This window comes from Nostoc sp. UHCC 0302 (assembly GCF_038096175.1).
GTDB lineage: Bacteria > Cyanobacteriota > Cyanobacteriia > Cyanobacteriales > Nostocaceae > UHCC-0302.
The window spans coordinates 4,736,447-4,758,881 of the sequence record NZ_CP151099.1 but is presented as its reverse complement, the minus strand read 5'-3'; the positions used below and the strand labels follow the sequence as shown (position 1 = coordinate 4,758,881).

General features: G+C 42.2%; 17 protein-coding genes. 10 read left to right on the top strand and 7 right to left on the bottom strand.

The features are described 5' to 3' along the window. The first annotated feature begins 397 nt into the window (after nucleotides 1–397). From WKK05_RS20600 to murI, 3 genes are all read left to right on the top strand, one after another. Nucleotides 398–2,281 (top strand): N-acetylmuramoyl-L-alanine amidase, encoded by a 1,884-nt coding sequence (locus WKK05_RS20600; RefSeq protein ID WP_341524956.1) that lies wholly within the window; start codon nucleotides 398–400, stop codon nucleotides 2,279–2,281. Between the two features lie 357 nt (nucleotides 2,282–2,638). Further along, a complete protein-coding gene (locus WKK05_RS20595) occupies nucleotides 2,639–4,543 on the top strand; it encodes an N-acetylmuramoyl-L-alanine amidase (protein WP_341524955.1) in 1,905 nt (634 codons plus the stop codon). 148 nt (nucleotides 4,544–4,691) lie between these two features. Beyond that, nucleotides 4,692–5,573 (top strand): glutamate racemase, encoded by an 882-nt coding sequence (gene murI, locus WKK05_RS20590; protein ID WP_341524954.1) that lies wholly within the window; start codon nucleotides 4,692–4,694, stop codon nucleotides 5,571–5,573. Nucleotides 5,574–5,782: 209 nt separating this feature from the next. On the opposite strand, the gene WKK05_RS20585 is transcribed toward murI, so the two are convergent. Then, nucleotides 5,783–6,007: a hypothetical protein gene (locus WKK05_RS20585; RefSeq protein ID WP_341524953.1), complete on the bottom strand. Its 225-nt coding sequence runs from the start codon at nucleotides 6,005–6,007 to the stop codon at nucleotides 5,783–5,785. Nucleotides 6,008–7,220: 1,213 nt separating this feature from the next. Between WKK05_RS20585 and sds the strand changes: the two genes are divergently transcribed. Then, a complete protein-coding gene (sds, locus tag WKK05_RS20580) occupies nucleotides 7,221–8,192 on the top strand; it encodes a solanesyl diphosphate synthase (RefSeq protein ID WP_341524952.1) in 972 nt (323 codons plus the stop codon). A 258-nt stretch (nucleotides 8,193–8,450) separates the two neighbouring features. Here sds and WKK05_RS20575 read toward each other — a convergent pair whose 3' ends face one another. Beyond that, nucleotides 8,451–8,924 carry a hypothetical protein gene (locus tag WKK05_RS20575; protein WP_341524951.1) on the bottom strand — a complete coding sequence of 158 codons (474 nt, stop codon included), beginning with the start codon at nucleotides 8,922–8,924 and terminating at the stop codon, nucleotides 8,451–8,453. A 205-nt stretch (nucleotides 8,925–9,129) separates the two neighbouring features. On the opposite strand from WKK05_RS20575, the gene hetZ reads away from it, so the two are divergent. The 3 genes from hetZ to WKK05_RS20560 all read left to right on the top strand — a co-directional run bounded on the left by hetZ (nucleotide 9,130) and on the right by WKK05_RS20560 (nucleotide 13,983). After that, nucleotides 9,130–10,320, top strand: a complete 1,191-nt coding sequence (gene hetZ, locus WKK05_RS20570) for a heterocyst differentiation protein HetZ (RefSeq protein ID WP_341524950.1) — start codon at nucleotides 9,130–9,132, stop codon at nucleotides 10,318–10,320. Then, nucleotides 10,313–11,293: a PatU gene (locus tag WKK05_RS20565; RefSeq protein ID WP_341524949.1), complete on the top strand. Its 981-nt coding sequence runs from the start codon at nucleotides 10,313–10,315 to the stop codon at nucleotides 11,291–11,293. The genes hetZ and WKK05_RS20565 overlap by 8 nt, the downstream gene beginning before the upstream one ends. Nucleotides 11,294–11,670: 377 nt before the next feature. Then, the gene (locus WKK05_RS20560; protein WP_341524948.1) at nucleotides 11,671–13,983 is read left to right on the top strand and encodes a DUF3488 and DUF4129 domain-containing transglutaminase family protein; all 2,313 of its coding nucleotides are present in this window, start codon (nucleotides 11,671–11,673) and stop codon (nucleotides 13,981–13,983) included. Between the two features lie 28 nt (nucleotides 13,984–14,011). Here the strand turns inward: WKK05_RS20560 and WKK05_RS20555 are convergent, their stop codons facing one another. After that, entirely contained in the window at nucleotides 14,012–15,415 is a 1,404-nt protein-coding gene (locus WKK05_RS20555; RefSeq protein ID WP_341524947.1) for an S-layer homology domain-containing protein, read from the bottom strand. 1,769 nt (nucleotides 15,416–17,184) lie between these two features. On the opposite strand from WKK05_RS20555, the gene WKK05_RS20550 reads away from it, so the two are divergent. Beyond that, entirely contained in the window at nucleotides 17,185–18,390 is a 1,206-nt protein-coding gene (locus WKK05_RS20550; protein WP_341531136.1) for a histidine kinase, read from the top strand. Nucleotides 18,391–18,460: 70 nt separating this feature from the next. Here WKK05_RS20550 and WKK05_RS20545 read toward each other — a convergent pair whose 3' ends face one another. Beyond that, a complete protein-coding gene (locus WKK05_RS20545) occupies nucleotides 18,461–19,495 on the bottom strand; it encodes a PleD family two-component system response regulator (RefSeq protein ID WP_341524946.1) in 1,035 nt (344 codons plus the stop codon). Between the two features lie 183 nt (nucleotides 19,496–19,678). Further along, nucleotides 19,679–19,948 (bottom strand): hypothetical protein, encoded by a 270-nt coding sequence (locus WKK05_RS20540; protein ID WP_341524945.1) that lies wholly within the window; start codon nucleotides 19,946–19,948, stop codon nucleotides 19,679–19,681. A gap of 636 nt (nucleotides 19,949–20,584) precedes the next feature. Here WKK05_RS20540 and WKK05_RS20535 point away from each other — a divergent pair. Beyond that, a complete protein-coding gene (locus WKK05_RS20535; protein WP_341524944.1) occupies nucleotides 20,585–20,845 on the top strand; it encodes a chlororespiratory reduction protein 7 in 261 nt (86 codons plus the stop codon). Nucleotides 20,846–20,867: 22 nt separating this feature from the next. Here the strand turns inward: WKK05_RS20535 and WKK05_RS20530 are convergent, their stop codons facing one another. Beyond that, entirely contained in the window at nucleotides 20,868–21,419 is a 552-nt protein-coding gene (locus tag WKK05_RS20530; RefSeq protein WP_341524943.1) for a DUF2854 domain-containing protein, read from the bottom strand. A gap of 167 nt (nucleotides 21,420–21,586) precedes the next feature. Between WKK05_RS20530 and WKK05_RS20525 the strand changes: the two genes are divergently transcribed. Beyond that, the gene (locus WKK05_RS20525) at nucleotides 21,587–21,769 is read left to right on the top strand and encodes a hypothetical protein (protein ID WP_341524942.1); all 183 of its coding nucleotides are present in this window, start codon (nucleotides 21,587–21,589) and stop codon (nucleotides 21,767–21,769) included. Nucleotides 21,770–21,925: 156 nt separating this feature from the next. On the opposite strand, the gene WKK05_RS20520 is transcribed toward WKK05_RS20525, so the two are convergent. Beyond that, a complete protein-coding gene (locus WKK05_RS20520; RefSeq protein WP_341524941.1) occupies nucleotides 21,926–22,330 on the bottom strand; it encodes a response regulator transcription factor in 405 nt (134 codons plus the stop codon). Nucleotides 22,331–22,435 lie beyond the last annotated feature (105 nt).

Below are 22,435 nucleotides of genomic sequence, written 5' to 3'. Positions count from 1 at the left end.
ATTTTCCAAGTAATTAATGAGAAACACGCATAAATCTTGCTATATCAGGCGACAGTATTGGGAATTATTTACTCAGTGCATCAGTAGCAATATCAAATAGTTCAACACCACTGCCTATCTAAATCAAGTGTTAGTGACTGGAATTGACTGAGCAAAGTTAATTCTAGCTATCTGTTTGTTGCTGTAAGCTGATGCTTTGCTAGTTGAATGTCTATGTGCTAATAGCATGGCAAAATCAGAGGAGCGTGCTAGAAATTACGTCATTAACTGTGTGTTTATATCAACGTAAAACTCAAGTAAAGCATCAAAGCTCAAGTTTAGGTGGTGACGGTGTGACGATTTGCCAATATTTGGAAATATTGACGGCTTCCATGAATACGAAACAGGAGAAAAAACTGTGAAACTACACTGGTTACTACCTGGAACTGTTGGAACTATGATCATGCTATCGTCGCCAGCAATGGCTGCGGAACTAGAATCTTGGCGGTTTGATGCCAACCAAAACCGATTAGAAATTAATACTTTCGGGGCTGTTCAACCAAAAGCACAATTAGTCTTCAACCCGACTCGTCTAGTAATTGATTTGCCAGAAACCACATTTGGGCGTCCGCAACTAACGCAACAGATAGGCGGCGCAATTCGTTCTATCCGTGTCGGGCAGTTTGACGAACAAACAACACGCATAGTCCTCGAACTCACTCCTGGTTACACAATAGACCCCAAGCAGGTGAAATTTGTTGGAACAACTGCTAGCCGATGGACAGTGCAATTACCCAGACCAGAAGCCGATAAAGTAGCATCTTCTCCTAGAAATATTTACAATGTAGTAACTGTAGATTCTGAAGCCAAACCTGAGTCCTCAGAAGTTGCCAACGCTACACAAAGAGCAACTCAAATTGAGAATTTACAAGTGACAGGTGATGGTTTCTTTGTCCGTACCAGTGGTGGAAATTCTCAGATTCGGATCAATCGTAGCCGCGATCGCGCTACGATTTTCATGGACATTGTTGGTGCTACTTTATCCCCACGACTAGCGCAGCAAAGTGATATTCTCATAAACCGACATGGTGTTAGCCGGGTGGAATTTACCGAACTACAAACCCGACCACCTGGTGTCCGCATGACTTTAAGGGTCGATAAAAATAGTCCTGACTGGCGGGCAACTATGAGCAATAGTGGTGGTTTAGTAGTTCTGCCCAATCGTCTTATTGGACTGCCAAGAAGCAATAATCCCGACAACTCACTGAATAATCAAGCGAGATCCTTTCCCATTAGACGGACACCAGTCGCCACTAACTCGATAGCAACGATTCAGTCTGTGCAACTAGCTAGTAATGGAACAAAACTGTTGATTCGAACTGACCAAGCTTTATCTGCAACGGGTAACTGGGATAGAAGCTCTGGTTTATACCGCATTACTATTAACAACGCTAAGTTAGCTTCCAGAGTCACAGGCCCAACTTTTAATGCTAATAGCCCTATCCTCCGCGTGCGCCTACAACCGCAAGAATCCAACACTGTCGTCGTCTTAGTTCAACCAGCCGCCGGAGTGCAAATTGGGGAACTTGACCAAATCAGCGACCAGCTTTTAGCTCTACAACTGCAAGGCACTCGCCGAGCCGCCACACGCCCTGGAATACTTCCGATACCTCCCCTACCACCGCTGAACCGCGCACCTCTCCCAGACCCAAACAATCTTTATCCTCCTATCTCACAGCCCCAAAGAAGCCCGATTCCTAGAGGAAGATTGGTAGTAGTAATTGACCCTGGACACGGTGGCAAAGACTCAGGAGCAGTCGGTATCGGGGGAGTACGCGAGAAGGATATCATATTGCCTATTGGGAAAAGGGTTGCAGAGATTTTGCAGCAAAATGGCGTGCAAGTGGTAATGACGCGGGATTCTGACTATTTCGTTACCCTTCCGGGACGAGTCGTTTTGGCAGAACGAGTTAATGCTGATGCCTTTGTCAGCATCCATGCAAATTCAGCAGGTGCATCTCGTCCCGATGTCAATGGCTTGGAAGTTTATTATTACGATAGTGGTCTGAGCCTAGCTCGCGTTGTTCGTAGTAGCATTCTCCAAAGTATCAATGTTAGAGACCGAGGAGTCCGCCGAGCTAGATTTTATGTCCTCAGAAAAAGTTCCATGCCGTCTATTCTAGTAGAAACAGGTTATTTAACCGGTCGCCAAGATGTTGCTAGGCTTAGAACCTCAGCTTATCAAAATCAAATGGCGGAGGCGATCGCTCGCGGTATCCTCCAATACCTCAGAAGAAGATAAAGAAATTAGTCTAAAACTTTGGGTAAATACATCTAAATGATTGCAATTTTTATACAACTTAGTAGTCGTGATTCTGTTAAAAGTATTCCCGATATCCAGAAAAAATCTGAGTAAAATAAATAAATCTTTTTTAGTGTAATCTAATGCTTTGCTGCTCTAATGTTTATGCGCTAATGGCATGGCAAAATCAGGGCAGCACACAATAAATTACGCCATTGACTGTCTGTGTTTTTATATTATTCAGCACAAAACTCAAGTAAGGCATCAAAGCTCAAGTTTGGGCGGTGACGGTGTGAGGAATTGCCAATGTGTTGAGATTTTAACGGCTCCCATGAATGCGAATCAGGAGAAAAAACTGTGAAACTACACTGGTTATTACCCAGTACTATTGGAACTATCTTCATACTGTCGTCGCCAGCAATGGCCGCGGAACTAGAATCTTGGCGGTTTGATGCCAACCAAAACCGATTAGAAATTAATACTTTCGGGGCTGTTCAACCAAAAGCAGAATTAATCTTCAACCCGACTCGTCTAGTAATTGATTTACCAGAAACCACATTTGGGCGTCCGCAACTAACACAACAGGTTGGCGGCGCAATTCGTGCTATCCGAATCGGGCAGTTTGACGAACAAACAACACGCATAGTCGTCGAACTCACTCCTGGTTACACAATAGACCCCAAGCAGGTGAAATTTGTCGGGACAACTGCCAGTCGCTGGACGGTGCAATTACCAACACCAAAATCTGAGGAAGTTGCGGATATTGGAAGTCAGCAAACAGAAGCTCCAGCTACACAAGTTCTCCCAAAGACAACCACGCCAGTTTTTTCCCCCAGAAATATTTACAATGTAGTGAGGACAGGCTCTGTCACCCCAGCTCGAAACGGCACGCTTGCCAGCACCGTAACAAAAGTAACAGAGATTGAGAACTTACGAATCACTGGTGACGGTTTTTTTGTCCGCACTACTGGTGGTAATCCTCAGATTAAGGTAAGACGTAGCGACGATCAAAAAACAATTAATTTTGACATTGCTGGTGCATCTTTATCACCAAGTCTGTCCCAGGAAAATGTCATCAATCGCTATGGCGTCAACAATATTCAATTTGCCCAACGGCAAACAAGCCCACCTGTTGTTCGCATGACGTTCCAGGTAGACAAAAATAGCCCTGATTGGCGCGCAAGCACAAGTAGTGTTGGTGGTTTTGTAATTCTACCTAGTCGTGGCTTGGCTCAATTGCCTGGAAGTAATAGTCCACGCCCCATAATAACTGATAACAACTCACCTGCTAACATTCAATCTGTGGAACTAGCTGGTAATGGTACACAACTGCTGATTCGAGCCGACCAAACGATATCTGCTACGGGAGGTTGGGATAGAAGTTCTGGGTTGTTCCGCATTAGTATTAACAACGCTAAGTTAGCTCCCAAAGTCGCAGGGCCGACTTTTAATGCCAATAGCCCTATCCTGCGGGTACGCCTACAACCGCAAGAATCTAATAGTGTTGTTGTCTTGGTTCAACCAGCCGCAGGAGTGCAAATTGGCGAACTCAACCAAGTCAGTGACCAGCTATTGGCTCTACAATTACAAAGATTTCGTCAGGTGTCACCCCCGGTTGCTATACCTCCGCTACCACCGATAAACGGAGGATCTTTACCAGATCCCACAGACAATCCTTCGCCCATATCTCAATCACAGCCGCAGCGTCCCTCAGTTCCTAGAGGAAAATTACTAGTAGTCATTGACCCTGGACATGGTGGAAAAGACTCTGGCGCTCCTGGTATAGGCGGATTATTAGAAAAAGATGTAGTTTTGCCAATAGGTCAAAAAGTAGCAGCGATTTTAGAGCAACATGGTGTCCAAGCGGTGCTAACGCGGGATGCTGACTTTTTTGTAGAGCTTCAGGGACGGGTTGACATCGCCGAACGAGCTAATGCGACTTTATTTGTAAGTATTCATGCTAATTCGGTTGATAATCGCCCTGATGTCAATGGTTTAGAAGTATATTATTATGACAGCGGTTATAATTTGGCTGAAGTAGTTCGTAATACTATTCTGCAAAATATCGGTACTATAAACGATCGGGGAACGCGCAAAGCTAGATTCTACGTCTTAAGAAAAAGCTCTATGCCCTCGATTTTAGTGGAAACAGGTTACATGACAGGTCGGGAAGATAATCCCAGATTGGCAACACGAGATTACCAAAATCGGATGGCAGAGGCGATCGCGAGTGGTATTCTGAAGTACTTACAGCGTAGGTAAAATGCAGCTAAGGTAAAAACGTAGTACAAATTACTAATTAATGAGGTGGTATTTAGACTTCTTTTGATGCAGAATTTAGTGAACAATTGGCAAATTGTCTGCTAAATTCTGTATCTCTAAATCTACAAACCTAAATCAATATCTGCCTGTGTATTCATCTTCCATCTTGGACAGTAATTTTTACGATTTTTCTGGTCTAGAACCCCAATGCGCCCCAATTGGCATTTTTGATAGTGGCGTGGGTGGTCTTACAGTACTGCGGCAACTATATCGGCAACTCCCCAACGAATCAATTATTTACGTTGGGGATACAGCTAGACTTCCTTATGGTATCCGTTCCCAGACAGAAATTATCCAGTTTACACGCGAAATTATTACCTGGCTGCAACAGCAACGGGTAAAAATGGTGATTATGGCTTGCAACACCAGTTCTGCCCTTGCACTAGAAACAGTCCGCGAAGAATTTAATTTACCCATTCTCGGAGTAATTCTTCCAGGTGCAAGAGCAGCGGTACAGCAAGGAAAACGTATTGGGGTAATCGCTACCCCTGCTACTGCTAAGAGTAATGCTTATAAGCAAGCTATTCTTGAAATTGATCCTGATGTCCAAGTCTGGCAAGTTGGATGTCCTGAGTTTGTACCACTCATTGAGCAAAACCGCATTCACGACCCCTACACCACTGAAGTAGCACGTTCCTATCTAGAACCATTACTAAAACAGGAAATCGATACTTTAGTCCACGGCTGTACTCATTATCCCTTGCTGACACCAGTACTGCGATCGCTCCTACCCTCTCAAGTCAAGCTGGTTGACCCAGCTGTTCATGTTGTAACAGCTTGTGGTCAAGAATTAGACTTACTCGGCTTGAAGAATACTTATCCACCACTACCAACTCGCTTCGCTGTCAGCGGTTGCCCGCAACAGTTTGCCCAGTCCGGTGTACATTGGCTAGGTTATACCCCAATGGTAGAACAGGTTTGCTTCACTGATATGTCTGTTTCCCAACTCCAACAAGACTTTGTTGGATAATTATTTACTAGTCAATAGACAAGAGCCAAAATATTGACTCCTTCGGATACGCTTCTCTATGAGACGCTCCGCAAACGCGAGCGCCAGTCGCTCATGGGAAGCCACTGCGTTGGACAGTTTCCCTAGCTTGTTCGCCTACGGTCTCCCCTTTTCCCAAAGAGAGGCTAGCGCCAAGGAAGAAGCAAGTGGCGTGGGAACCACGCCAGTTCCTACAACGGGGGGAACCCCCGCAAGGGACTGGCTTCCCAAGACCGGGCTGGCTCACTATTAACTGCTTCACTCACCTTTGTGCTGATGAGCCTCTCCTGGTTGTGCCTTCCTGTGGTAGATGAAGGAACACTCGTATTAACAGTTTTTGTGCCTGTGCGCTTTGCCAGTGCTAATAGGACGTAGACTGTGAACAAATATCCAGACGCTAAAATAAAAATCATCATAGGCATACTTCCGTAAATCATTGTTCTACCAGCACCTTTCTCAAACAAATATGAAATTCCATAAAATTAGTAGAACCTCAACCAAGCAAGTACATTCTTGATGGCTGTAGTGTGCTATGCTGAACTTTGCCGCAGAGATATAATTCTCTACGGATAGTAAAACTCACTATTGAACTAAATTTTTTTTGCAGACCAGACATCCCACAGCAGTTAAATAGCCAAATGGCAAATCACAACTGCGCTTCTTAGCAGTCTACTTGGCCTGCATTATTGTCATGCTTGCTACCATGATAGAAGCAACGCTGGCGCTCAACGTGCGCTGAATGCGTATAACAGCTTACACCAAGGTATCGCATAGCTCCAACCCAGGAGTTTTTGATGTCGCGTATATAAATTTAAGGAATTACTCCCTTGATTTAACAACGACGATTTATTTTAGACTCACTGCACCAATTTAGGTAATATCACTTTATAAATGACTTACCTTTGGCAGGTGAATATCTGAAAATTTTAAAATCCCTAGATTTTAGCGTAACACAATGAGCCTGACTTTGAAGCCAACTTCTCCGCTAAATTTCAAATTTTTTAGATAGCTAGACATTAGCCTGGGAAAAATTAGCCCGAATTCTAATTTATTAAAATTAATATTAAATCTATTTTGTCAATAAGCAATAATACTTATCTTAGCCCTAGCTCATAGTAAAAAATGTATAATTTGGAGGAAGTAAAGAAAGTTATTGTAAGCTTATTTACCTCCCCATATTTATAATAGTGATATTCTAGGTTAAGTAGAAACTTAATATTGCTGAAAAAATTTAGCAACATTACTGGTTTGTATAGATAACATTTGTTGCATATATACCCATATAATTACCCTAAAAAGACATCTTCTAGAAAAAATATATCTTTAGGATGATTATCAAAGCACTACTTAGCTACGTAACACTACTTAGAGCTAAATAGTGCTTAAAATTACCGTTTTTAAAGTCAATAACCGTGTGGAAACAAAGCTGATCGCTTTGAGTGCGTCCACGAGAGTAGAAGTGCATCAAAGATTTCTGTTGCGTAGCACTATACTCATCACCCTTCAGACTTCTTCAAAGGCTACAAGTGTGGGATTAGTAAAGGAAAACTTTGCGCTAGCACAGGGTTATCTTAAAATGATTATTAGGATATGTAAACTTTCGTAACCTAAGCCAGAGTCCGCCCATCCATGACCCCAGCCACCTCCCTGTTTACCCCTGTGGAAGCAGACTTGCGAATACTAGCCGATAACCTCAAGCAGCTAGTTGGGAATCGCCACCCCATCCTCAGTGCAGCAGCCGAATATTTATTCGGAGCTGGGGGGAAACGCATCAGACCAGCAATTGTCCTGCTGGTATCGCGGGCGACCATGCTAGAACAAGACATTACACCTCGTCACCGACGCCTAGCAGAAATTACGGAAATGATTCACACAGCTAGCTTGGTACACGACGATGTAGTAGACGAGTCAAATGTCCGACGTGGTGTTCCCACCGTTCATAGTTTGGTTGGTAACCGCATTGCCATACTCGCAGGAGATTTTCTCTTTGCCCAATCATCTTGGTATTTGGCAAACTTGGACAATCTGGAGGTGGTAAAACTACTTTCAGAAGTGATTATGGATCTGGCTTCTGGGGAGATCCAGCAGGGAGTGAGCCGTTTTAAAACCAGTATCTCAATTGAGGCTTACCTTGAAAAGAGCTATTACAAAACTGCTTCATTAATTGCCAATAGTTCTAAAGCAGCCGGTTTACTGGGTGAAGTTTCCGCAGAAACAGCCGAGCATTTGTATAATTACGGACGTCATCTTGGTCTAGCTTTTCAGATTGTGGATGATATTTTAGATTTCACGAGTACAACAGATGCATTGGGTAAGCCAGTGGGTTCGGATCTCAAAAGTGGTCATTTGACTGCACCAGTCTTATTTGCTTTAGAAGAAAAACCATCCCTGGAAGCGCTAATTGAACGAGAGTTTGCCCAAGAAGGTGATTTAGAGCAGGCGTTGGATTTGATTCAAGATAGTCACGGTATACAGCGATCGCGAGAATTAGCTAGTCACCATGCTAAGTTAGCGACAGAACATCTTGCGGCTCTCCCAGCCTCAGAATCTCAGGAAGCATTGGTTAAAATAGCTGAATATAATCTGAGTCGGCTCTATTAGGGATTGGGGATTGGGGATTAGGTAACAAGCTCCAAAATTATGGAATTTTCTTTAACCCCGAACATATTTTGGAATACTCCCCAGTCCCCAGTTCCCAGCGATGCACTGAGTTTCGACTACTTCGGCTGCACTCAGCACAAGTACGCGGAAATCGAGCCAAGTCGAGATTCAACTACCGCTTGTCGTAAGGCCTGCGGCACAGCTGTGCTTAGGGCGCAGCCTCTCGTAGAGAAGTGTCCCCAGTCCCTAGCCTCCAATTCAAGCAATATCAGGGGGTATTTCTTTCTGGAATCTATTTTGTTGTAGCTGTTTTTGAATCAGATTTTGCAGATCAGACCGTGGTACTTCGATCGCATTTGTAGTTGTGCCTGGAGTTTCAAAAAAAACTATGCTGTCTACAGGTTCTAACGCTACTAGTTGGAACAAAATATTAACCACAGGAACAACTGTAGCTATTAGTTGAGGGTCTAGCCCAGCAGATGAGTTTAGTGAAACATCCTGTAAGGTAGGAAAAGCATAAATGACGCGCTTTTCCAATTGTGGATTTGCACGGTTGCTCAACGTAGTTAAAACCCAATCTTGCTGCAAACTTTGGAGAATGTAGTACTGGGAATAGCGTAACTTTCGAGCGATCGCGCCAAGCGCAGGAGCGATTGCTGCGACAAGTTGTCGTGTTATACCATCATGGGGTGCATTGTCAATCAGCAATTGAATTTGTGCTTCTAAATTCATAATGACCTGTCAACGGCTTCTGGGTAATGGCTATAAAATTTATCGAAGTGTCAATAATCCAAACAGAGTTGGGAACAATAAACTAAGCGAATCTGAGACGCAGCATTGCCCTGCGTTTAGCTTATACGCAAAACACAAAAAGCCAATACCCACGGCCGTATAGGTTCTATTTAAGTACTTTTAGGGTCTGTTTAAAACCGAGACTATGAATTCAGCCGCAACCGCAACTTTTCTGGGAGAAAATTCTATCGGCGTGGAGGTGATATTTCAACTCCTATTCAAGGAGCTTCAGCAATCAACCAAAGCTTCGTCACAGAATTGCCATGATGTGGCGACACGAATTAGCGCCGAAGTTCACCGGATTTGCACTGAAAGTAAACGCATCCAAGCTTCCGGAGCTATAGAAAATTCAGCAATTACCCTAGCCCGACATCGGCTGCAACAATGTCTCCGGTACTATATGTTGGGTTCAAACCGGGGTAGAGTAGAACTCCACAGTACTTTGAGTGCTATTATCTATCGCTACATTAATCCTCCTCAGAAGCAATTGAGCTATCAAGGGCGGCTGACCATAATTGAAGATTTTCTTCAGAGTTTTTACCTGGAGGCTTTGAACGCTTTTCGTCGGGAAAACCAACTCCCCGCAACCTATCGTCCTCAGACCCTGCTGGAATTGGCTGAGTACATGGCGTTTACCGAACGCTATGGTAAGCGACGGATTCCTTTACCAGGGCGTCAGCAGCAACTAATCATCCTACGGGCGCAAACTTTCTCGCAACAGCAACCTCCAGAAACCAGCGTAGACATAGAACAAGCAGCTGAAGGTAGTAATAACGAAGGCGATGGTTCTTGGGAAGAGCCAGCAGTGCAGCAATTACGCTCAACAATGGCAACGCAAGCCGAACCAGAACCAGAAGAAGATACCTTGCGCTCTGTTGTAATTACTGAGTTAATGGATTATCTTGAGCAACGCCAACAAACAGACTGTGCTGATTATTTTTCCTTGCGGCTCCAAGATTTATCAGCACAGGAAATTGAAGAAGTTTTGGGTTTGACCCCTCGCCAGAGAGATTATTTACAACAACGCTTTAAGTATCATTTAATTCGGTTTGCCTTGTTACATCGCTGGGAACTAGTTCACGAGTGGTTAGAAGCTTCTTTGCACACAAATTTGGGCTTGACCCCCCAGCAATGGCAAGTCTATACAGCCCAGTTGGAGGAGAAACAGCGGTCTTTACTAGAGTTGAAACAACAAGGGCTAGCCGACGAAAAAATTGCCAAAACTTTGGGGCTGTCAATGGCACAACTTCAAAAACGGTGGTTTAAAATTCTTGAACAAGCTTGGGAAATTCGTAACTCATTAGTGTCCGGATCAAGTGCATTTACTCATGAATAGTGACTCAGAATCCTCACAATACCAGTTTCTCGATTGGTTATTGACAGATAATGTCAAAAACTCCGGGCAACCCTCGGTAGACAGTGAGGAAATTGACGGGGTGAAAAACTCTCCTAACGAAGCTGCCACTTCAAAAAGTGGTGAGCAAGAATTGGGAGGGACACCCCAAACCTTTCAACTGGGAGAAATTCCTACTGTGCAAGAACGTTTTCAAGCCGTCATCAAGCGTCGTTTACAAATTCAAATCCAAAACCATCCACCGTTGTTTCCTTGGGAAACACAATTAATAGACTATCCTGAGATGGTTAACGAGCCAGCGATCGCACTCGTTCCTGGCTGGGGATGGATGGAACAGCAGTCTAAGTTAAATCTGCCGGTTCCTTTACCGGAGAGAGTTTTTCGGCAACTGCTAGAACAGTGTCAGGCATTAGTCACATCCTCAATACCACTAGGGGCAAAATTAGTTCAAGTGGTGGAGAGTTTTTTCCCCAATGATTCCCAGGCGCTCAACGACATAGCTGGATTGGTGCTAAGAAGCACCTATCGGTCTGTGGATACTTTGGAGAAAATAGCCAATATTGAGAGCGATTACTCAGATTTACAACCGCGTCAACAGATGGCAGTGTCACTGTTAGCAGCCAAACAACTACTGGAGAATTTGACTCTGCCGCTTTCACGAAGCAATCGAGTAGTGGAAAGACAATGGCAGACTAGCGTTGGTACTCTTAGCATCAGGGTAGAACGCGTAATTCTGGGTAAGGTTACAAAATTGCTTGTTCAGGGGGAATTACCTGTTAAAGGAATTCTGACCTTGCGGGGAAATGACACCTTAGCAGTGGCACAGTCTTCGAGTCCGGGATGCTTGAAGGTCGAGTTAAGTTGTCAGCAACTTAATCAGGCTTATACCCTGGAAGTTGATTTTCCAGAAATAGATCAACAGTCGCTGTTGTTTGTAATTACTCCTACCATGTAGTCAAAATTGCCACCGCTAGCACTCTACGTGGATTAACGTCAGTATATTTAACGATTTTCCTGGTTTTTAGCTTATCCTTTTTAAAAGCGGTCATTAGAGTGTCTAGGAAAAGCATCTACCACAAAGACACAAGGAAAAGTCGAGCCAACCGCTTGAGCTACTGCCGCAAAGGTTTTTCGGCTTGGGCGAACTGGCATTGAGTTAAGGTAGGCTTACCTCAGAACTTGGAGAAACACGGAGGCAAGGGAAAATATTGTATCCCTCTCCGTGTCAAACCTATCCATATTTATGGATTGAAACAGTAGTAGGATAGGCCAATTTTGTCCCCAGTATTGTGTCTGCGTAGCATCTACATCATTGCTTTCCTTATACTCTAAATGTTTAACTTATCCAGGATAAATCGGTTTTGGCATCTTCCTGTAGCTAATTCCTGGCGACAAAGTACGCCAGGCTCACCTTTGATAGAAGTGGAAGATTCCATTTCTTTGCGGGTGCTAGTGCTAGCGTTGGTTATTTTGGGAATTGTGGCGACGGATATTGCTGGCGAGACTACATTTAGTATTTGGGCAATACCGTTGAGTGTAATGGGTGCGATCTGGAGTTACTACCGTCGCCGCGATAGTAATGTTCCAGTGAAGTTCTGCATCGCTATCGGAATGTTAGTGGCACTGGGTGCTTTTTTTGGGCGGTTAGTAGAGGAGTTGAATGATACACGGCTAGGTTTGGCCGAGTTATTAATTCAACTCCAGGTGCTGCACAGTTTTGATACACCCCGCCGCAAAAACTTAGGTTATTCAATTGTTATCGGATTAATTTTATTGGGTGTGGCGGCAACACTGAGTCAGACTTTGGCATTTGCACCTGTGCTGCTGTTATTTTTAGCAATCGCTCTGCCAACTTTAGTATTAGATTATCGTTCACGCTTAGGTTTACAACCATCAAAAATTAAAAACGAAAAATCTAAAAAAAAGAATTATTCGATTCTTAATTATAAATTTTTAATAGTAAATTTTTTAATAATTGTCGGCTTAGGACTAGCAATTTTTGCTGTTCTGCCGAGATTTCCAGGCTATCAGTTAAGAATGTTTCCTGTAAGTTCTCCGATTGAGATAAAAGGTAGTTTTACAGGACGTACTATTATCAATCCTGGTTATGTCCGCAAAGGTAATGCTGATAATCAAGGCAGCGGTACAGGACAAAACCAAACTGGTCAGCCAGGAAAGATCGATAATGGCTTTTATTATGGTTTTAATAGTCAGATTAATCAAAACCTGCGCGGTGAGATGAAACCCAAGGTTGTCATGCGGGTGCGATCGCAGGCTGAAGGTTTTTGGCGAGTGTTAGGATTTGACCGTTATACAGGTAAGGGATGGGAAGTTTCTCGCAATGAAGATGTGACGACTATTAGGCGATCGCCTTGGTCTTACCAAATTTTTCTTTCCCCACCTTGGAGTACTGGTAAAACTAAGGAGGTCGTGCAAACTTATACAGTAGTATCAGATTTGCCTAATTTAATTCCAGCGATGGCTAATGCCAAGGAAATTTACTTTCCGACTCCGATGCTCGCTGTAGATAAGGAAGGCGGATTGCGATCGCCTGTAGAATTATCAGAAGACCTCACATATACAGTAATTTCGGAAGTTCCATACCGCGATCGGACTTTGTTAACACAAGCTCCGACAAACTATCCACAGCATATCAAAAAGTTTTATTTACAAATTCCTGAAGAAATTACTCAAAAGGTACGACAACGCACTGAAGAAATCCTCGCCAATTACAACCGAGAACGGGTAGCAAAGTCTTTAAAATCCCTAGATTCACCTTACGAAAAGACTCTTTACCTAGCTCAATACCTCAAGCAAAACTACTCTATTCCTGAAAATGCCTTAGAACTACCTTATTTGAGTGAAAAAGAAGACTTAGTAGAAGCTTTTTTGTTCAAGTACAAAGGAGGTTATCCTGACCACTTCTCGACAGTTCTAACGGTCATGTTGCGTTCCATTGGTATCCCCGCGCGGTTGGTGGCAGGGTTTAGTGCTGGAGAGTTTAATCCATTCACAGGGATGTATGTCGTCCGTAACACTGATGCATACGCAATGACAGAAGTGTATTTCCCCAAATATGGTTGGTTTGCGTTTGACCCAATTCCTAATCATCCCTTGATTCCCCCTTCAGTTGAGGAGACTCAGACTTTTAGTGTCCTACGCCAGTTTTGGCACTGGGTTGCTGGGTGGTTACCTTCTCCGGTAACGGGTTTGTTGACCAATGTCTTTGAGACAATATTTAGGTGGGTGGGTAGAGCGATCGCTTGGTTTTTTGCTTTATTCTCTCAAGGTTGGGTTGGGATATTGACTGGCTCAATCTTAGCGACTACCGCAGCTTTCTTAGGTTGGCTAGGTTGGAGTCAGTGGCGAGATTGGCTGAACCGTCGTTGGTTGAATAAATTGCCAGCAATGGAAAGCCTTTATCAACAAATGCTGCAATGGACGGCGCAAAAAGGTTTAGGCAAGCATCCAGCACAAACACCACTAGAGTATGCCAAAGTTTCATCCCAGCATCATGCGCCAATAACTGCTGAGGTAATAAATGAAATTTGTCAAGCTTATGTCGATTGGCGCTACGGTGGTCATGCTCCTAACTTAAAGCGACTGCGACAAAGATGGCAAGGCTTGAAAAAGACTGCTAAGTAATCGGATTCTCAAGCTTAGGTCTTTCAATTTAACTTCGCTTTAACTTCAAAGCCTCATTTGCTGATATACCTTCGCCTTGAGTACCGAAGTACCACAAAGCCGCAGCAGCTTCAGCGCGAGTTACTGGTTTTTTGGGTTGAAACAGCGTCGTATAGCCAAATACTCGCCGAATATTTGATTGTTCACCATTTTGGAAATCAGCCAAAACTGCCCTTAATGCCTTGGGGTCAATTTTACCCGCATCCTGAAAACCCCAAGTTTGTTTAACTGTATCTAAGTTGGCAGCAGGTAAAGCTTGGCGAGTATCTAGAGGTAATTTCCATAACAGCCACTGCTCCCGCGTTAAGGGTGCATCAGGACGAAACAAAACTGTTGTAGAATACCCAGACAAAGGACTAGGAATTAATCCAGCTTCAGCTAATCCTTGAATTACTGGAAAATCAGCGTCTTTTGGCGATACATCACTAAAAGCTGCTTGAGTACTTTCCGATGCCAAACGAATTTGTTTAGCTGGATTGGTAGTATACATAGCATTGTTAGCTGCAACTAGCCAACGAGCGTATTCCCGACGTGTAACAATTTTACCGGGTTCAAATTGGTTAGCGGCGGTATTGTTCTTTGTTGTCTGTGATTCTGTAGACAACACACCTAATGCTGCCAAGTCTTGGATGTGTTGCTGCCATTCTTTTGGTGCTTTATTTAGATCGTTAAATACTTGAGATGTAGATGGAACTGTCGGGGTTGTTTCGCTATTAGATGTACTTGTTGGCTGTGCAGCTAAGTTCGCGGGTGGTACTGGGCCAATAAATTGCGGATCTCCTGGTTGGGGAAGTCCGTTAGTATTTTGAGCGTTACTAGTTTCGTTGGGATTGCTCGTTGGGTTAGTTTGTGCAGTTGCTGTACTATTAGGTACGTACTCAATCCTTAACTCTGTCGCTGTTTGAGGCTGATTAGGTGTGGCTTTGATAACTGATTGAGCTTGAATTGAAACTTTCACTAGCAAATTATCGCGACGTGCTTCAAATGCACCTTCAACTTCATCTGTTGGTTGTTGTAAAATCTGCCAATTGTTTGTCTGAAACTGGCTACGATAAAAGCTAGCAATAAAATTGCTGGGGTCAGAACTCAGCCAACGGGTTGATACTCTATTTTCTGAGCCACTAGCAGGTCTGACTTCCTGTAGTTTGGCATTGGGATATAGGGGAATATCTTTGGGAAAATCAGCTGGTAACTGAGCCGTTGATTGGTTTGGCTGTGCTTGTGCTTCATTACTTTTAGTTTCCTCAAAAACAACTGGGTTATTTTGCAGCTTAGGATCTGCCGCCAAAGACTGCTCAAGGTTTTTGGCGACTGGACTGTTGGCACAGGCTGTTAAGGAACTGAGTAGAACAGCCAAACTTAGAAAAACAGCTGGACGTTTACAGGGAAGCACGGGAGATCACAAATCGAGTTTCATTTCCTACCCTAGCGCACACTGTCAACGGAAGGCCAAAGCGCTAAGTTATAAAGTCTAAAAGATGAAATTTTAGGTTGCTGTATCCTCGCCTAATCTCCAGCAAGCTATAAAAATCCGGTCTGTTTTGGTTTGGATTCCTGCCTCAGAACTTCCCACTGGAATCCTTCTCTAGTCAAAACTTCTTCTAACTGCTGAGTTGACTCTTTGTAAGCAATAATCAAGACTTTACCAATACAGTTGACAAGGCGACTTTTACAAGTCACTAGTTGCCAATCACTGTCTCAATGGCTTTTATGATGATGAATCCTTGAAATATTGGAAAACGGTAGCCTTGGCTACCGTATCGTCTTGTATCTACAGCTATTAAGTATTGAAAATTCCCATGCTTATTTATAGAGTTCCCTAAAATTCTGGCAAAATAACATTTTGGGATAAAAAACTAAAAATAAAACTCAAATGCTACCTAGGCACGAGTTTTAAGATTTTGGCGATTTGCTCTTTTCCACCGAACATTTACCAGGTGACATCACCCACTTTGACGAAGAATACTCATCTAGTGCTAGATGTCTAGCACCTAAAGTGATAAACTATGATAAATTCCTCCTTATCCTCAGCCAACAAAGGGAATAACCTTATCTAGCGCTAGCTTGCTATCGATTGCTATCGATTATAGAGATTATTCATCTGAGGATGGTAAGCTGAATAAGGTAATAAGCAACAAATGGCAGTCTTAGACAATTACAGGGACTTAGCGTAAATTTTTGGTTCTTGGGAATTGAGATCATAGGCAACGTAACCAAGTTCCGCAGCAGTTTCCCTAAAATCCATTAATTGAATTTAGGGGAAAATGCCACCTTTACTTTAGTCAAGAGTTTCTTGGCAATTGCAAGAGTCGTAAGCGCTTCCTCTGGAATTTCTATTACGCCTTTGCGTAACTATTCCGTTGGGCGAAGTACCCTCAAAGTAGTGAATAAACGCAGTGCTGAGGCAATTGCTTACAGGTTGTAGAGGCAGTATAGAGTTAACTATCGCTGTTTTTGCAGTTTTACTAAAGGTTGACGATGGCGCTAGGAGGAAACTTCTATAACTACGCTTCGCGCACAGCTTCCTATAGCGTAAGTGATTTGTACCACAGGGAATTGTCAGTTTGTAAATTTTGTTACCCTGTAGAAAAGTCCTTTAGCTTTTCGAGATGAGAAGCTATATTAGTGTGATGAAAAGCACAGGTCTGATGGTCGCTCTGCATAAACTTAGGGTAATCTTCTAAATCTACGGCCAAAAACTCACTTTGTTAAGATATGGCTCATCCATTAGTAAGACCAACTTTAACAATTCGTGACTAAAAGCACACAAAGAGCGGTAAATTTGTGTTTGTGACTCAGTTAACTAACTTAGAACTTACAAAGAACTTACAAAGAGGAGATCCCCCAAACGTCTTTTAGGCGCAGTTTGTTATTACACAGGCAGGCTTTCCGTAGCATAAAAGCTTGCGCAGGCCGGTTCTAAGAAAAATGTCTGAATTCAGGACAAATTAAGACTTATATTCAAGGGTAAGGTGTTTCTGGAGATAAAGTTAGCCAAAAAGCAAGCAAAAGGCTAAAAAATATATCTCCCTTGTCAAAAACCCAGATCAGATAGGAGTATGAAAAATCTAAAATAGATATTAAATTTAAAAAAAGAACGACCATCGACAACAGTTAGTCAGTCCAGTTTACTTTTTGTCAAGCGTCGCCGGGTTGTTAGCAGTGCTGAAACACGATTACATGTCAGTTCCCCAGGATCAGCCGATCTATTCTGAGGCTCCTCTCCAGCTACTGCTGTTTGTCGATGGACGCCCAAAGTCCCGACAGCAGGTGCAGCGAATACGGGCCTACTTAAAAGAATTACAGGCTGAGTATAGTTTTGAACTTCAAATCATTGATGTCGGGCAACAACCCTACTTAGCGGAACACTTTAAGTTGGTAGCAACGCCAGCTTTAATTAAAATCCATCCGGAACCCCGGCAAATTTTGGCTGGGAGTAATATAATTGCCCAATTGAAAAACTGGTGGCCTCGCTGGCAAGCTACTATAGATGCCTACTTGAAATTACAAGAAGACCTACAAGAACGTATAGACGACAATAGTCGGGTGACATCACCCACATCCACAATTAGTTCAGTTGCTGTTTCTGCTGAGCTAATACGACTCTCAGACGAGATTTTTCGTTTGAAACAGGAAAAAGAAAAACTCCAAGAACAGCTACAGTTTAAAGACCGGGTGATTGCGATGCTAGCACATGACCTCCGCAATCCTCTGACTGCTGCTGCGATCGCTATCGAAACTCTCCAATCCAACTACAATCCAGACATAGGCGAATTCCAGCGTCTCAAACCAGCAATGACGGCGCATTTACTAAAACAAGCCCGCAGTCAAACCAAGATAATTGATCGAATGATTGCTGACCTTTTGCAGGTGGGTCGGGGTAGCGATACAGAGTTACCTATATTACCACAAAAACTGCAACTAGGTAAACTATGCTTGGATGTAGTGGAAGAATTGCGCGATCGCTATACTGCCAAATTCCAAAATATAGATACAGATATCCCTCAAGACTTGCCTTATGTTTATGCCGATCCAGAACGCATACGGCAAGTGTTGATCAATCTTTTGGACAATGCGATCAAATACACGCCAGAAGGCGGAAAGATTAGCATTGCTGGATTGCACCGCACTACGCAAAAAGTTCAGTTCAGTATTGGTGACACAGGGCCTGGCATTCCATCTGAAAATCGCGATCGCATTTTTGAAAATCACTTCCGCCTGAAACGGGATGAAGCTACAGAAGGTTATGGGATTGGTCTTTGTTTATGCCAACGCATCGTCCGCGCACATTATGGTCAAATTTGGGTAGATACTGCCCCCTGTGGCGGAGCATGGTTTCACTTCACATTACCAGTTTATCCGTCTTAGTCATTAATCAATAGTCATTGGTCTTATTAGTGAGTCGTTAAACTAACAAAGGACAAATGACAAATGACTATTAACTAATAAGCTTAGCTTGGACAATGCGATCGCGTCCTGCTGCTTTTGCTTGGTACAGTGCTTTATCTGCCGCCACAATCAAATCTAAAGGTGAGGTTTCCCAAGTAGGAATAACAGTTACTACCCCCATACTTAGGGTGAGATACTGACCAATGGTAGACCCATGATGAATAATTTGTAAGTCTCTAACTCCAGCTTGCATTGCACTGGCAACGTGAACTGCACCATCTGCGTGAGTGTTTGGCATAATCACAGCAAATTCCTCACCGCCATAACGTGCTACTAAATCTTGATTTTTCTGTGCTTTATGGTTTAAGACAGTCCCAACCTTTTTTAAGCAGAGATCCCCAGCCGGATGGCCATATTTATCGTTATAAAATTTAAAAAAGTCAATATCACATAAAATCAGTGACAGAGGCGACTCCTCCTGTACTAAATTAATCCACTGAGTATTAAGATAATCATCAAAGCGCCGACGATTAGCTAAGCCAGTTAAGCCATCTACGTTTGCGAGTTGCTGCAAAGCTTGGTTTGCGGCTTCTAACTGTTTGTACACTTGCGCTTGTTGCAGCAGTCTTCGCAACCGTTGGCGCAATACAGCCCAGTGAATTGGCTTAGTTACGTAATCGGTTGCCCCTGCTTCAAAGGCACGATTTACTGAGTCTTCGTCATCTAAACTAGTGATTATCAATATAGGAATGCGCTCCCATAGCTTTGAAATCACAGTATTATCCATAGCTGAACCAGGATCAAACGTTGCTAGTGCTGACATCAAATTATTCCTGGCAATTTGGAGCAACTGTTTACAGCATGTGAAGCCATCCATCACAGGCATCATCGCATCTAGCAAAACAATATCCGGTTTAACGGTTTCGTAAGCATCTAAACACTGCTTACCATCAGAGACCTCGACTACTCGATAGCCTTCTTGTTCCATAGCTTTACGCATCAGGAGCCGGATGGTTTTGTCATCGTCAGCCACCAGAATTACAGGAGGTTGTTTGGAAATAGAAAATGGGCTTATGGCTGACATGAGTTGCATTCCGCAGAAAATAAAAGTAATGAGTAGGGAAAACTTAGAAGAATCTTACCTCTATAGCCAATATTGCTTGTGAGTCACAGTTTGAGCGCAGCGCTCAAAATCTTACTTAATGGGCAGTTTGGAAGAAGATATGTGAGAAACAAAATGCTTTATGTGTAAACTGTTGCCCAGCTTTCAACACATTTCAGAAGACGAGGTGTCAAACTCTAATTCATCAATCGCTTGGGTTTTTAGTAGTAATAATCTCTGGTTAAATAATTTGTTTCGGCAGCTATTTATAAGGCAGTATTGAAAAAAGGCTGTGCTATTCCATGAAAGCGATCGCTTCTTTATCAACGCCAGAACTTGCAGTAAAAGTATTTCTTGCTTGCCAATCAGCTTTTTTTTGAGAGCAGACTGCTTACTTGTTTTTGGCCAAGTAATTGGTAGATAACTAGGTTTCATAAATAATGTATTTGTATTTGTAATTTAAAAGCACTTATTAGTTTTTTATTCAACTATGCTTGTAATCTTAAATTTAAGTGTTAAATCTCTTAGTTGGTAAAGGAATATACCAATTTTGTTTAAAACTTCAAATGCAAACCTCATTTATTTAGTTCTCTAGTGATTTGAGAAATATACTGAGGAATCACAAAGTATTTAACAGTAACTATAAAAATCTAGCTAATACTAAATACTGATAGAACTAAACTCTAATTAATTATCTTAATTTTGCTGGTTTTACGGGAGTTTAGGATAATTACATAGGGTTAAGATAAGACTGTCTTTATAACTTTATTATTTAGTTATCATCAACTCATTATTTAAGTAATATTGCTTAAATAAAAAAATTAAAATATACTTTGCAAATAATTAAGAAAAAGAATCTTTGTTGAAAAACCAAATTATATAGCTAAAATAGTATGGATATTAAATAAATGTGAATTGTTAGTAATTGGGTTAGCACATAAACTTTTTGTTTATTAGTAAGTAAAAGATGAGGCTGGCGGATTACTGGATAAAAGCTTGCAAAAAAAATAATGAATGCGAAATAATATTTTTAAAAAATCAATTCTCATTTACAATTACCAAATTTTCAATATGCCAAACCCATTAATGTATCAACAGGATAATTTTGTCGTTTTAGAAACAAACTTACCAGAACAATTTCTCACAGCCTCAGAGTTATTAGAAAAGCTGAAAAAAACTCTTGAGAAACTCACATTTCAAGATTTGTCACCAGATTTACAAAAGTTTGATACAGTGGAGGCCCAAGCACAATATCTACTCGATACTAGTTGCGAGTTAGATATTGGCCCTGGGCAATATTTGCAGTGGTATGCAGTTCGCTTAGAAAAATAAAAACTATCTCGCTAGCTAGTCCCTATTCCCCTTTTGTAGTAATCAGCGCCAGTTCAATTTCATTTTCAACTGGCTGTGTTATTTTAACTTCCACTCCGGGGCCAAAATAGTTAGTCATTTTTTCTTGCTTTTGCTGCCACACTTCAATGGGTATCAAGGGTGAATCAAATTCTAAAATTAAGGCATAAGCCCCGTTGATTTCTGTTTCTCGTAACCCTGTAACCACTGGTCGTTCCTCATCGGTGGGACTCAAACCCAAAAAAGACAGCGTCGTATCTAGATGACCATCTTGACCATAAGAGTATTGGGTGATGTCTTTGCGAATTTTATTTTGAGTGTCAGTCGCTTGCTGTTCCCGCAGGATCAAAACTGAAGGTGTGGTAGCTTCGGTAAAGGGTGTGGGTGTAAGTTCATTAGCTTTGAGAGCGAGTCCTCCCAACAATAGAGGAATTCCGTAAAAAAATCCCACAAGATTAAGCGTGGCATAATCCAGAGCGTAAGCAACGAAACCGATGATGGTTAATATGCCGCCGATGGTTAAACCGAGTGTTCCCAACGAAATTTGGCGTAGCATGAGCTTAGATTAGTATAAATTTTTCATACATTAGTTTTATTATCATCGGTTATGAGTAACAGATCAGGGAAGACATTGGCTCAAGCTAATAGAAAAGTTCCGCACCTCAGAAAGCTGATTTTGAGTTAAGTTTAAACTTAGAGAATAGTTAAAAATAGGAAAAAATAATGGATTTACAGACGATAAAAGAACGAATTGCCGCAGTTCAAAGCAAACGCGAGTACTTACTGAGCTTGCTGGAGCAACCAGACTTGGGAACTTTAAGAATTGACGTAAATCAGGCTTTGGAAGAACTAGATGAGTTGATTGATGAGTCTAGACGCACTCTTCCAGATATAGAAAATAATTAACTCTGAGCAAGCCATAGCAAGAATAAAAAACAGCGTCGGCAGAAACCTCAATTTACGGTTCTACCGACGCTTTTTTCTTAAATAATTCCTCAGTCTCTAGAATCTAGCTTGGCTTGAGTTAGCCGACCAAAATAGGTGTATCGTTTATCCTAAAATCTAACCATCTGTTGCACGCTGACCTAGCTGCCTGACCAAAGAAATGAGTTCAGTGGTGGGTACATCTTTTTTGCAAAAATCATCAAAGCTATGCACAGGTTTTGTCTCTAGAAAATTTGCATCTTCTACTGAGGAGTAAGCAAGGATTTGGGTATTAGGAGAAATGGCTTTAATTTTACTAGATGCGCTCCAACCATCCATGACGGGCATTTGTAAATCTAGAACAATCACGTCAGGTTGGTAACGTTTAACCATTTCTATAGCTTCTTGACCATTACTTGCTAGACCTACTACTTGAATATTTTCTTGGCAAGAAAAAGCTAATTGTAGGGTCAGACGAGTTAGTTCGTGATCGTCGACCACTAAAACGCGCAAGGTAGAAGACTCACAGGACAACATTAACATTAAACTGCAAAAAAACTGCATACCATAATTCTTATAGTTTATGGGAACAAGCGCCAGTACTTACTCTATCTTATGGTTGAATAAATGGTGTGTAACCATAAGAAG